Origin of the sequence: Cytobacillus sp. NJ13, assembly GCA_030348385.1 — a bacterium.
In the GTDB taxonomy this organism is placed as follows: domain Bacteria; phylum Bacillota; class Bacilli; order Bacillales; family Cytobacillaceae; genus Cytobacillus.
This window is the reverse complement of record JAUCFP010000006.1, coordinates 2,974,982-2,987,108: the sequence shown is the minus strand read 5'-3', so window position 1 is coordinate 2,987,108 and position 12,127 is coordinate 2,974,982. Positions and strand designations below refer to the sequence as shown.

Annotated in this window: 17 protein-coding genes and 1 pseudogene; 13 read left to right on the top strand and 5 right to left on the bottom strand. The window is 39.0% G+C overall.

The window, feature by feature from the left end:
- Positions 1 to 22: 22 nt before the first annotated feature.
- Positions 23 to 634, bottom strand: a complete 612-nt coding sequence (locus QUF73_14755) for a cupin domain-containing protein (GenBank protein ID MDM5227462.1) — start codon at positions 632 to 634, stop codon at positions 23 to 25.
- Positions 635 to 1,125: 491 nt separating this feature from the next.
- Between QUF73_14755 and QUF73_14750 the strand changes: the two genes are divergently transcribed.
- Positions 1,126 to 2,580 carry a serine hydrolase domain-containing protein gene (locus QUF73_14750; GenBank protein MDM5227461.1) on the top strand — a complete coding sequence of 485 codons (1,455 nt, stop codon included), beginning with the start codon at positions 1,126 to 1,128 and terminating at the stop codon, positions 2,578 to 2,580.
- 26 nt (positions 2,581 to 2,606) lie between these two features.
- Here QUF73_14750 and QUF73_14745 read toward each other — a convergent pair whose 3' ends face one another.
- The gene (locus QUF73_14745) at positions 2,607 to 3,017 is read right to left on the bottom strand and encodes a VanZ family protein (protein MDM5227460.1); all 411 of its coding nucleotides are present in this window, start codon (positions 3,015 to 3,017) and stop codon (positions 2,607 to 2,609) included.
- A gap of 261 nt (positions 3,018 to 3,278) precedes the next feature.
- Between QUF73_14745 and QUF73_14740 the strand changes: the two genes are divergently transcribed.
- From QUF73_14740 to QUF73_14700, 9 genes and pseudogenes are all read left to right on the top strand, one after another.
- The gene (locus QUF73_14740; GenBank protein ID MDM5227459.1) at positions 3,279 to 3,671 is read left to right on the top strand and encodes a hypothetical protein; all 393 of its coding nucleotides are present in this window, start codon (positions 3,279 to 3,281) and stop codon (positions 3,669 to 3,671) included.
- A 9-nt stretch (positions 3,672 to 3,680) separates the two neighbouring features.
- Positions 3,681 to 3,911: a hypothetical protein gene (locus tag QUF73_14735; protein MDM5227458.1), complete on the top strand. Its 231-nt coding sequence runs from the start codon at positions 3,681 to 3,683 to the stop codon at positions 3,909 to 3,911.
- A gap of 166 nt (positions 3,912 to 4,077) precedes the next feature.
- Complete coding sequence (locus QUF73_14730; protein MDM5227457.1) at positions 4,078 to 4,269, top strand: hypothetical protein; 192 nt, start codon at positions 4,078 to 4,080, stop codon at positions 4,267 to 4,269.
- 22 nt (positions 4,270 to 4,291) lie between these two features.
- On the top strand, positions 4,292 to 4,729 hold the full coding sequence (locus QUF73_14725; protein MDM5227456.1) for a YfmQ family protein: 438 nt from the start codon (positions 4,292 to 4,294) through the stop codon (positions 4,727 to 4,729).
- 185 nt (positions 4,730 to 4,914) lie between these two features.
- Positions 4,915 to 5,364 (top strand): annotated as a pseudogene (locus QUF73_14720) (LytTR family DNA-binding domain-containing protein).
- Positions 5,350 to 5,805 (top strand): ABC transporter permease, encoded by a 456-nt coding sequence (locus tag QUF73_14715; protein MDM5227455.1) that lies wholly within the window; start codon positions 5,350 to 5,352, stop codon positions 5,803 to 5,805. The pseudogene QUF73_14720 and the gene QUF73_14715 overlap by 15 nt, the downstream one beginning before the upstream one ends.
- Before the next feature lie 202 nt (positions 5,806 to 6,007).
- Complete coding sequence (locus tag QUF73_14710) at positions 6,008 to 6,286, top strand: autorepressor SdpR family transcription factor (GenBank protein MDM5227454.1); 279 nt, start codon at positions 6,008 to 6,010, stop codon at positions 6,284 to 6,286.
- The gene (locus tag QUF73_14705) at positions 6,286 to 6,897 is read left to right on the top strand and encodes a hypothetical protein (GenBank protein MDM5227453.1); all 612 of its coding nucleotides are present in this window, start codon (positions 6,286 to 6,288) and stop codon (positions 6,895 to 6,897) included. The genes QUF73_14710 and QUF73_14705 overlap by 1 nt, the downstream gene beginning before the upstream one ends.
- A 293-nt stretch (positions 6,898 to 7,190) precedes the next feature.
- Positions 7,191 to 7,637, top strand: coding sequence for a GNAT family N-acetyltransferase (locus QUF73_14700; protein MDM5227452.1), 447 nt, complete (start codon positions 7,191 to 7,193; stop codon positions 7,635 to 7,637).
- A 32-nt stretch (positions 7,638 to 7,669) separates the two neighbouring features.
- On the opposite strand, the gene QUF73_14695 is transcribed toward QUF73_14700, so the two are convergent.
- The gene (locus QUF73_14695) at positions 7,670 to 9,103 is read right to left on the bottom strand and encodes a PLP-dependent aminotransferase family protein (protein ID MDM5227451.1); all 1,434 of its coding nucleotides are present in this window, start codon (positions 9,101 to 9,103) and stop codon (positions 7,670 to 7,672) included.
- 107 nt (positions 9,104 to 9,210) lie between these two features.
- The gene (locus QUF73_14690) at positions 9,211 to 9,666 is read right to left on the bottom strand and encodes a hypothetical protein (protein MDM5227450.1); all 456 of its coding nucleotides are present in this window, start codon (positions 9,664 to 9,666) and stop codon (positions 9,211 to 9,213) included.
- 203 nt (positions 9,667 to 9,869) lie between these two features.
- On the opposite strand from QUF73_14690, the gene spxA reads away from it, so the two are divergent.
- The 3 genes from spxA to QUF73_14675 all read left to right on the top strand — a co-directional run bounded on the left by spxA (position 9,870) and on the right by QUF73_14675 (position 11,173).
- Positions 9,870 to 10,265, top strand: a complete 396-nt coding sequence (spxA, locus tag QUF73_14685; protein MDM5227449.1) for a transcriptional regulator SpxA — start codon at positions 9,870 to 9,872, stop codon at positions 10,263 to 10,265.
- Positions 10,266 to 10,345: 80 nt separating this feature from the next.
- Positions 10,346 to 10,759, top strand: a complete 414-nt coding sequence (locus QUF73_14680) for an Rrf2 family transcriptional regulator (protein MDM5227448.1) — start codon at positions 10,346 to 10,348, stop codon at positions 10,757 to 10,759.
- An 84-nt stretch (positions 10,760 to 10,843) separates the two neighbouring features.
- Positions 10,844 to 11,173, top strand: coding sequence for an IDEAL domain-containing protein (locus QUF73_14675; GenBank protein MDM5227447.1), 330 nt, complete (start codon positions 10,844 to 10,846; stop codon positions 11,171 to 11,173).
- 126 nt (positions 11,174 to 11,299) lie between these two features.
- On the opposite strand, the gene QUF73_14670 is transcribed toward QUF73_14675, so the two are convergent.
- The gene (locus QUF73_14670) at positions 11,300 to 11,737 is read right to left on the bottom strand and encodes a cell wall hydrolase (GenBank protein MDM5227446.1); all 438 of its coding nucleotides are present in this window, start codon (positions 11,735 to 11,737) and stop codon (positions 11,300 to 11,302) included.
- Positions 11,738 to 12,127 lie beyond the last annotated feature (390 nt).

Genomic DNA, 12,127 nt, shown 5'->3' with positions numbered 1-12,127 from the left:
AATATCCATGCCTGAAAAACCCTCAATAATAATACATCTGCGGAGGGAAATATTGCTGTGTGTATTGGTATTGCTGGTTTGGTTCCGGGCTATAAGCGTTTCTGCTGCAGTCTTTTGTCGGGCCAATAAAGGCCGAAGGCTGGACAGGTGCTACGGTCTTTTTCCATTGCTTTTCATCCATACAATAAGTGTGTGCCATTATATTTGAAGGTGTTAATTTGAGAATGTCAGATCCTAAGATAACCTCCGGCGTTGGCGCATTAAAGATGGCCAGCAGATGAGTGCTGTCGGTATTAGCTACCTCATAATGCCACCAGCCCTGAGGGACATTGGCTACTTGCCCAGGTGTAATGTAATAGTTCTGGATTTGTTTTGTAAATGGATTTAGCAATGAAACAGTCGCTGCCCCAGAGATACAATACACTAATTCAGCAGCATTTTGGTGATAATGGGGCTCTACTACATTGCTTTTACTTAGATAGATATCCAGAAGCGAGACATCTTCAAGTGTGTTTAATTGCTGAATACCCAACACATTTATAAAGTTTCGGTTATCTTTTTTCATCAGATTGCTTTTGTTCACATCAAAAAAGTAATTTAAAGACGGAGAGGTGTAATCCAAGTATTTAACCATTGCTGCTCAGTCCTTTTGGAAAATGAATTTCTCAGATAAAGTATGCATATGCCCACAATCAGTGCATGTACCTAAATAACGAGGTTGTGTTTGAAAAAGAAGAAGAGCAATAAATGAAGAAAAAAAGGCAGCAAGGTTCGCAGCAGGTATGAAATAGTAATATCATCATTGCCAATAAGAGACCATCAGTCCTATAGGAAAAAGAAAACTAAGCGCTGCAGTCATCGTTATTTGTTTTCCTGCCCCATGTGTACCCTCAATCATCCCGTTATTGACCTACATTATTTTCTATATTATCCATCTTGATGAAAAGAGTCCGATCATCTTCTGCGTCTCAAGTCTTATTTGAAAATAAAGCTGAGGCTCATTATAGACATTTCCAAATACAGGTAAGATGAAATCAAGAAAGGGAACGTGCCTATAGATATTTTTTAGCATCCCAACAACGGGATAAACCGTTGATCAACAACATATATAGAGGGAGAGGTTATATGGCAGTCTTGCCGTCCAGTTTATTAAAGATAATATTGGTTCTTTTCTTGCTCTATTCATTTAGTTATACTTTGCTTGAAAATTCGGCTTCAGCTGATGAAGTCATCGAAGCAAAAATTGAGAAGGGCATTAAGGATTACCTTGAAGAATATCAAGTTCCTGGAGCTTCAGTTGCCATCGTCCATAATAATGAGCTGTTTTTTTCAAAATCATGGGGAGTTACTGGAGAATCAGAGGAGGAGGTTACAGAACAAACTCCTTTTACGATTGGCTCCATAAGCAAATCATTAACGGGAATGGCCATTATGAAATTAGCTGATAATGGAACCATCCGCCTGGATGCTGGCATTCAAGAATATCTTCCCTGGTTTACCCTGAAAAATGGGAGAGCTGCCGAAATAACAGTGGAGCAATTGCTCGCGCAAACAAGCGGGTTGAGTACCTACGACGGGCTGGCGCTATCTGATAAAGAGTTAGCAGGCAGTAATGCTATTAAGAATCAAGTCAAGAAATTTTCAGAAGTTGAACTGACTGCTGAACCTGGTGAGAAACATCAATACAGCAATGCCAATTTTTTAGTTCTGGGTGCACTGATTGAAGAACTAACAGGAATGTCATATGCGGAGTTTATGCAAAAGCAGATCTTTGAGCCTTTAGGGATGAAAAATGCTGCAGCTAATAAGGAGGGAGCTTATAAGAATGGATACCTCAGCGGCTATCAATCCTGGTTAGGAATGCCGGTGAAAAGTTCTGTAGCCTATGATAATGCAGGCGCACCATACGGATACATTACGGCTAGTTCTGCAGATATGGTTCAATTTGTAAAAATATTGAGCGGGAAAGGGCCGGATCATTTTATCAGTGACAAAACATTGGATTTATTTATGGCACCGCAGGTCCAAACAGGAGAAGACCGATATTATGGTTTAGGAATACGCATATCACATCCGGATACTCCCAATGAAACTATCTGGCATTCTGGTTCTACCCCTGATTCGCATGCAGAAGTCTTTTATATTCCGGAAACCGGCTGGGGCGGCGTGATTCTGACCAATAAGAATCATATTTTAGAAGAAGATGGACTTTACTATCTGAAGAATCATATTATTAGTCTATTAAATGGCGATGAGCCTGAACAAGTACCTAATCATAGTTTGACCATACAATACATTATGCTGGGGTGTGTCCTGCTGCTAGTTATACTTTCAATCTATTTATGGAAAAGATTTAGAACCCAGAAGTTTTTAAAAAAGGGAATGGGGCTTTTCTTAGGGATGCTTTTTATTGGCCTGTCAGCAGCACTATTCCCTCTTTTCACATTTAGCACATCTTCTCCTTGGAATTCCATCTCTGTCTTTGCACCTGATATTGCCCTTTTAACGATTTTGGCTGTAATTATGCTTGCAATAAATGGGCTGCTGGTTATTACATTAGCCTTTAAAAGTACGAGGTAAAGTAAATTCCTTTGAAACAGGCATTTTTAAAATGATGACTGCTTTCTCTCTAATTTCCTGGCAGTCATCATTTTCCATAATCCAAACCCTATTAAAGCTCCAATAATATTTAGAATAAAGTCATCAATATCTAAACTGCCTCTTCTAGTGACCAGCTGTATAATCTCCACACTAATGACCATGACAGTCATGGTAACTGCAAATGATTTAAGTTTGTTTAGCCTTCTAATAAAATAGGGCAGAAAAATTCCCATTGGCAAAAATGCAGCCACATTGCCGGCAAGGTTTTTTATAGGAATGATTAAATTCATACTTCCATTGGAAATAGCCATCACATACCCATTAATTGTTTTAAAGGGCACAAGGTTTGAGGAAAGCTTCATATATTCCATTAACGGCATGTCCGACCAAAATCCTCTCGATATAAAGAAGAGCAGTACCGTTAATGCACATAGGTAAAATAGCTTATTCCCATAATCAATCTTATTAGCTTCTTCATTTTTATCCCCGCTTAAAAATAGTCTTTGATAATAATAACATAATTTTTCCAGATTTTACTCAAAAAACTAAACTGCCAGCTATAATAATGTAAAGTACTTGCAGTGGAAAAGCTGCCAAATGAATTGATGAAATTGCCTCAGTAGATTAATAGTAATATTTTGGAAGACGGGGGCATCTCTTATACAGAGGTGTTTATTATGAAGAAGAAACTAGTATGGCTATGTTTAGTTATAGTCTTGATTTTTACAATTTATGAGGTAATGTTAAAAACCAAAACAGTTCGTTATACGGGTGAAAACGGGGATTGGTCAGTTGAAATTAATGCTAAGCTGACTGGTCTCGAAGGAAGTCACTCCATTAAGATCCGCTATACAGGGACAGGTACTGTTGAGCGAGCGGATTATAGAATTTTCCCAGATGATTATGAAGGAGGCTATCCGGATTTTGATAAAAAAGGAAACTATTATTGGGAGTGCAGTGACTGCGGTTACTATGATCAGAAAGACGAACTTCTGTTTTTTATTGTATGGAAGGAAAGAGGAAAAGCAGATGAAAAAGTGGGTTTTATAGATTTAAAAAGGAGCCGTTAGGAGGAAATGATGTTGTGGGTTATGACGCAAGATAAGAGAAGTTTAGTCAATGTGAAAGAGATAACAGTTAAAGGTAAAACAGTGGAAGGTATAATCAGCAGGAGTTTTTTTGTATATTGGAGTAGAGTGCTAGGGGAATATGACACTCATGAAAGGGCATTGGAAGTGGTTGAACAGATTCATAAAAAATTAGAACATGAAGAGTATGGTTCAACGGCTTTTTCTATGCCTGATAAGTAGAATCCAAGAATAGTATGCCGTACCCATTATAAGCTGGGAGCGGCATTTTTATATGGTGAAAGTGGATGGTTAACTTTAGATCTAATTGGATGGTTAATTGTTGGCTAGTATGCGATATTATTTACTTATGGAAGTTTATTAAAATGTAAAAGAAGAGGTGCGCAGCATGGGAATAATGCTTGGGCTGGTTCTAATGATCTTAATTTTTGCTGTGGTTTCGACTTTGCTGCTGACAGGCAAGGCTGATGAGAACTATGGAAGTTCAACAAAACGGAACACAACCAATTTAACCTTAATATATGTGGTTATTATTTTTATCGGGTTAGCTTCTCTCGGAGTTTATATTTGGCGGATTTAAATACAGATGGAGATGAAGAAAGATGACATGGGCAGTATTGGTACCTATTATTCTCGTTAGTCTGCTGAAAATCGTGCTGACCTGTATGCCGACCGGCACGGTTAATTGGCTGATCCGGAAATTTGAAACTCATTCCAAGCTTGATGAGAAAGAGGTTACAGTCACAATTGGTGATAATAGGCTGGAAGATAAGGAGAAACTTCAGATTATCAATCAGTTCAATGAAGGAATATTTATTAAGAAACATTATATCCATCCTGGGAACGAACCGCTTTTTTTACAGCCGGAGAACTGCGGAACCCCGATAGTTATCGAGTTTCTGGAAAGAGATGACAGGCTGTTCATATTTAGTTATAAGGACCGTATTGATGTGGTCAAACAGCGCAGGAAAAAGGTCATCGCATATAGCCTGATTTCTGATAGCCTTCAAAACAGTTCCCTGGCAATCAAGGCCAGTTAAAATAAGAATATCAAATAGACGCCTGGATCTTTCGTGATTTAGGCTTTTTTTTATGTCTGCAGGAGGGATGTAATTAACTGCAGCTTACCATGCTTATCATGCGTGTCGCCTTAATTCTGGTGACAATTGGAAATTAGCCATCTATACTAAATTTATAAAGCTGATGGAAAGGAGGAGCGCCCTTCATGAAAATCGTGCTCGACATCGATCCGCGCAACGAAGAAACCTCGGTGACCATCCATTGCAAAGAAATCACCCCGGCCATCCAGGAAATCCTCGAGTACCTCAAGAAGAATGAAACCGGCCTGATTGTCGGAAAAGATGGCGAGAACCAGCACATAATTAAGCCTGATGAAGTCAACTATTTCCGTTCAGAAGGCGACACAGTGACAGCTGCTACCTCAGAAGGAATCTTTAAAGTGAAAGAAAAACTATATGAAATTGAACAATCCCTCCCTTCCCACCGGTTTATCAGGATATCCAAGTCAGTCATAGCGAATCTTTACGCCATGAGCCATTTTGAGCCATCCTTTAACGGAACACTCTGTGTTCACTTTAAATCAGGGGAGAAGGAGTATGCTTCACGCCATTATGTGGGACGGATAAAAGAAATTCTGAAAATGAACAGGAGGGAACTGGGAACTGTCTTAACCAATTACAGGGAAACAGGCGTATTGAGAAGGTATCAGTCAACTCCGCTTCAGCCTTGGAAAATCCTCGCCGCCCATACCTTTCAAGGGACCGTCGCCTTGCTTCTTATGGTCTTTGGCATGCTTCTGTATGACTTGACCCTGCCAGCTTATATCGGAAGTACGCTGCTCTCGCTGCTGATCAGCATCCTGGCCTTTTTCCCGTTTGCTTTATTCCTGACATCCCTAGCTAAAAATGCACAGTCTGCAGCAGCCATCAGTTCCTTATTCCTGAACCTGATGCTGTTCCTCTCTGGAGCGACCTTGCCTCTTGAGATGATGCCATCAGTCCTTCAATACGCAGCTAAAATCCTTCCGCTTTATTATGTGATTCAATTGCTGAGGGGAACATGGACCGAAGCGCTGGCTTTGAGGCGGCCGTTCTGATGGCGATTGCTATCGTGTCTGTTGTGCTTGCTGTGCGGTTCTTTCGGTGGAGCGGGAAGTAGCTAATAATCTAACAAAACCCCAAGAGGCATAGTTATCTCTTGGGTTTTCAAAATTTCGAAAAAAATATTGACATCTTAATCCATTTATATATAATTTAAGTAATTAAGTAAATGCTTAAATGTTAATGGAGGTTTAATACTTGGCCATCAATGATTTGTTTAAGGCACTATCTGACGAAAACAGAAGGAGGATATTGGATCTCTTAAGGAATGGAGATTTGACAGCCGGAGAAATTGCACAGCATTTTGAAATGAGTAAAGCAGGTGTATCTCAGCATTTGTCTGTTTTGAAAAATGCTGAGCTGGTATATTCCGTGAAAAGGGGGCAATATGTTTATTATTCTTTAAATTCAACAGTATTTCAGGAAGTTCTAAAATGGATTGTTCAATTTCAATCTAATACAAAGGGGAATGATTAATGCTTAAAAAATTCTTCATCATTATTTTAATCCTTTTTGCTTTTGGTGTAAGCATATATTTATATGGCTCAAATTTGGCATTAGAAGCAACGGGATATGGGCCATTGCCTGTAATATTATTTAGTATTCCTTTTACGATGATCATTGTAAACAGCAGCTTATTTTTTCTTCCAAAAATGATAAAAACCCATAGTTCTTATCTGCGATATAAAAAAGGATTTGAAAGTATATTTTTGTCTCTAAGCTTAATATTGGCATTACTTCATTTCGGCTTCATTCTTTTAGTGCTTGGCATTGAAGTCAACTTCATTTTATTAGTGCCATTAAGTGTAGGAATTGTCCTTATCACCACAGCAAATACTCTTCCCAGATTTCAATTAGAAATTTCCCGCACATCCTCAGAATTAACTCAATCTGCTCATCAAGCATGGAACATCGCTGTGCGCCCTTTAGCTCTTCCGTTGATTATTGGGGGATTAACCATGCTTTTTTGTGTGTTCCTGCCACCGGATCTAGTCCTTATTGGTTTCTTTTTAGTATTAATTTGTACGTTGCTGATATCCATATTTCTATCTTATAAAGCCTACCAAATACATGTAAGCAATCTATAAATTGGGGAGTGAATTCTATTGGAAAACCCTCGAGTATGTTCAGAATGCGGCTCAACAAAAACTGGAATAGGTGAATTCAGAGGGTATGGTTCGCTGTTTAAGAAAAACGCAATCCTGAAATGTTCTGAGGTAGAAGCCTGTTATTGTATGAAATGCGGCTATATATTATTTTTAAGAGTGAAGAACCCGGAAAAGATTCTATAAGTGGTCTCTCGCAAAAAAGATAAATCATCCTTGGAGTTTACAGGTTTTTTAAAATTTTTATATAATATGCTGAAAAGGTGGTAATGAATATGGAAATCTATCAAGCTTCAATGGAGGATCTAGAAGGAGTTTCCGCTTTATTTAATTTATATCGTATATTTTACAAACAAGCACCCGATTTGGAAGCAGCAGCTGAGTACATAAAGGAACGCTTGGAGAAGAATGATTCTGTTATATATGTGGTGAAGAAGGAAGGAAAGTACCTTGGATTTACTCAGCTTTACCCAACTTTTTCATCTATATCTATGAAAAGAGCCTGGATCCTGAATGACTTGTATGTGGATGCAGAGGCAAGGAAACAGGGAATAGGGGAAAAGCTCATAGACAAAGCGAAGGAGCTCGCTGCTGAAACAGGGGCGGTAAGTATCAGCCTCAGTACGGCTCCTGATAATTTCTCTGCACAAAGACTCTATGAAAAAATCGGGTTTAAGCGAGATGAGCAATTTTATCATTATGAATTAAGTACATATTCATAAAGAAAAAACGCCTGAATCCAGGCGTTTTTTCTTTATTCGAGATTTTTCAGAGCCTCAGCAAACCGCTTAATCCCTTCATGGATGTTTTTTTCATTTTCCCTGCCAAACGTAAAACGCACGAATCCTTTCTCAGATCCCATGGTTGTTCCGGGAACATAGATGACACCCCGTTTAATTGATTCTTCAAGCAGCTGATTTTCATTGTGCTCTTTTTTGATCCGGCACCAAAGATGGATTCCGCCCTGCGGAGTGCTGAATTCCACCTGGTCTTTCAGGAAGTGATCCAGGCTTGAAACAATTTGGTTTCTCCGCTGTTCCAATTGCCTGGTTAGAAATTTTAAATGTGACTCAAAGCCTGTGGACTCAATAAAATCATTCGCAATCCATTGCGAATAGCTTCCATGACCGAAATCCACCTGCTGCTTGGCATCTGATAACCGCTCGATTACTGATCTGGGTCCGATGATCCAGCCGATTCTGAGCCCGGAAGCGACAATTTTGGTCAGAGAGCTTATATATAAAACAATGCCGTTGCAGTCCAGGGCTTTGAGTGTATTCATTTTTTCGCCGGTAAAGGGTGTTAGGCTGTAAGGGTCATCTTCCACCACTGGAATCCCGTATTCTGATGATAATTCAAGGATTTTTCTGCGCCTGTCTTCAGGAAGCAATGTGCCTGTTGGGTTCTGAAAAATAGGATTTAAAAAAATCATCTTAATTCGATGCTTTTTATATAAGGCTATAATATCATCAGGATTTACTCCATCCTTGCCTGTTATTAAATAATAAGTTTTGACTCCGGCTGATTTAAAGATTGGCAGGCTATAGTGATAAGAAGGATCCTCGATGGCAACAGAGTCCCCGGGTTTTAAAAGGCATTGGACGACAAGGTGCAGGGCCTGCTGGGCACCGGATGTAATAAGTATGGAAGAAGGGCTGGTCTCGATGTCCCGGAACTTTTTTACATGGTCAGCCAGTGTTTTTCTCAGGATTTCATTTCCTTGAGGGTGATCGTACCCCAGTGTCCCGATAAAAGAGCGATTGGAAGTAATCTCTCTTAGCGAATCCAAAGGAAAGAGGTCCTGCGAGAGTTCCCCGCTGGCCAGGTTGATCAGCTTAGTTTCGGCCAGTTCTTTATGGATCCTTTGTGTGACTGGCAGGTTAGGCAAAAAGGAGCCTGCTTCAATATACCGGTTCCAGCTTGGAATACGTCTTTTGGCCATTCCCCAAATATCTTTGCTGACCATCGTACCGCTTCCCCGATTTCGTTCAACGATCCCGTTTGACTCCAGTTCATCATATGCCGCAACAACCGTGCTTCTATTGATATCAAACTGTTTTGCTAATCCTCTTTCTGAGGGCAGCTGTTTGTCTGGAGGGAAGGTGCCATCTGCTATTCCGTTTTCTATATACATCGCCAGCTGCTTATAAATAGGTGTTTTTGTTTTTCTATCAGGTTTCCAATCCAATTGAAACATCCTTTTCGAAGTGAAACTTTAAAATTATTATAACAGCCTTTCTCTAAAATACAGGATGCAGAGGGCTTAATAAGCGTAAAAAAGCAGAAATATGGCTTTTAAGATTTGTTCTTCTCCATTAATTTCTGAAAGCCGTAATTAATATTTGCAAGTGAGAAGGAAATCAGGAACAGTGTTATAGGCTTGAATTTTTTAAGCTTGTAATGGCCAATCTTTTGGAATAGAGCATTTAGCGGGAAAGCAAAGATGATGTCCATCACCAGATTAAAGAAAAAATAAAGCAGGTATTTACCATAAGTAAAATGAAATGCCCATAAATTTATTGTGAAAAATGGACCGAAGATAAACGCTAATGCGTCTAATACAATAAATTTTGTGCCGCCTTTAACTTTCCACCATTTAAAAAGAAGGTTTAAAAGGGTTTGCACTAACAAAATGCATGAACAAAATAAGGTAACAGGCAGATATCTTTTAAAAGACGACTTTGGGAGGAATATGACTGTTATGGTCCATAAAAGGAATGCGTTAACAACTCTAAAGAAATTTACGTTCAAGATTAACCCTCCTTTTTTATTATGGTGTTGAATTTTATGGCAATTATTCGATTAGTAAAAGAAAATATTGACTTATTTAACTGTAATGATTATTATTACAGTATACCCGATTGGGGAATGGGAAATTTACTTTTAGATGTTAACTGTAAGAAAATATATTACATTTATAAAAAATATCTAAATAATATAGGGAGTGTTTTTAAATGGTGAATTTATTCTTATCATCAAGCTGCGGTTCCTGCCGGAAAGCCCGGGCATGGCTTGAGGAGCATCAAATAGAGTATGTTGAGCGTAACATTGTAACAGATCCGCTTACAGTGGATGAAATTAAATCAATTCTTCGTCTTACAGAAAATGGGACTGAGGAGATTATTTCAACTAAATCAAAAGCTTTCCAGGAGTTAAACGTGAATATTGATTCCATGCCGCTAAAAGAGTTATATCAATTGATTATCGATAATCCGCAAATGCTGCGCAGACCGATTATTCTGGATGAAAAAAGACTCCAGGTCGGATTTAATGAGGATGAGATCCGCAGCTTCCTTCCACGGAAGTATCGTACGTTTTCATACAATGAACTGCAAAGATTGGCTAACTAGTCAACATTAGGCTGTAAATTCTTGACAACCTAATCTGTAACACTTAACATTACAGTAGCAGAAAATATAGGAGGCCGGCCATGAATAGCGATTTTACTCTTGCCATTCACAGTTTAACGTATCTCGCCCTGCAGCTGGATCGCATGTCAACGAGCGATGCGATTTCTGAAAGTGCATGTGTCCATCCGGTCCGTATCCGAAAAGTCCTGAGTTTATTAAAAAAACATGGGTTTATTAAATCAAAAGAGGGAACGGGCGGCGGATTTATTTTTGCCCGGGACTTAAGTGAAGTTAATCTTTGGGATATTTATAAGATTACATCTGAAGGCGCACTTCAGCCCAAGTGTCCGGATTCAAATGAAGAGTGTGTAGTTGGTGCAAATATGCAAAGAGTTCTAATCAACATCTTTTTAGGTGCTGAAGAACATCTTGGTGAATATTTAAGACACTATACATTAAAAGATATTGTTGATCTGATTTATAAAGAAAAATAATTGGAAGCTAACAAGCTTTCCATTCGTTAAAATGTAACGAAAAATATTACAGTTTAGAAATCTCTTTTAGGAAGGTGAAAAAATATGATGCCCAACAATAATGCCATTTTAAAAGCAGGGGATTGGATTAAGGGGAAATCCCGAGAAGGGGAACTAATCGTTGGCTATATCGAAACCCTTGACGAAGGAATTATTAAGACAAAAGTTATTTCAAGTGATAATAAAACCATTGAAGGCAAAATCATTCCTCTGCTAAGCAAACAGGTTAAGAAAATGCCCGCAGCAAAAGTAGCCAACAAGGAACAGATTTATTTCCTGATTGACCTGGCCCTTTCCACTGGAGATGAAAAATGGTTTTTTGAATTGACCTCGAAGCTTAACTCGATGAGAGAGCTTGTGAAGCAGATTAAATAAAATCTGGGGTGGTGCCTGTGTCCGTCTGCTTTTCTATATAAGCAGGCAGATGCAGGCACTTTGTTTTATATTTCCTTAAAGCCTTTATGAAAGCTCAATTGACCCCCACTAAGCGTGGGGGTATGGTCACCTATAAACACTTTCACATGTATTAGCTTGGGGTTCATAATAGCAATGCTGTTTGAATTGTCCTGAAAAAGGCTGATCGTACCATGTTGGCGGACATGGAGCATATGGATTGAAATACCAGAGTGCAAACTTGGAAGGATGCTGCCTCCAATAGTCTAATGTTTGTTTGGCTAATCGTTTCTCTACACCTCTGGCCCTGTTGTAAAAAACATTTCCTTTCTGTACGGCTTCAAAAGAGTAATTTCCTCCCTGCACTTGAAATATCACTTGAGGGATTGTCCTGAGACCTACAAAATCGAGACAATCAGCCGCTCTTCGATTGACTATAACATTTCCGACCATAAGCATCCCCAGTTTTCCTTCACCTTCGGCTTCCGCCCTCATCATTCTTGCCATTAAAGCCACGTCACTGTCGGTATATTGTACTCTTGGCACTTTTTATCACCTCTAAAAGAATTGTATTAAGAAATCCTGTAAACATGATAACGGGTTCAAAGGAAGAAAATATTAATTGGGGGTGCAAACCGCATTGCGTTCAGCACCCCCTTATTACGGATATTTAAACAGTTAGTGTGGCTTAACTGCTTCGAGTTCTTTTTAAATAAGCTACCTAATTTATATGCTGCCTTCGTTTGAGATATGCGAAAAAGGGCATTTAATGAAACTTTCTCTTTGGGAATTCGTACCATTACTTAAGCGGGGTGGGTATCTTGAAAACTCAAAATGATAAAAGAGAAGTAAGCCTGAGAAATTTATTATATGGTATAGGCCTATTTATTTTCGGGGGATTGGCTTTAACAAATGTGACGACGCCACTGCCTTCAA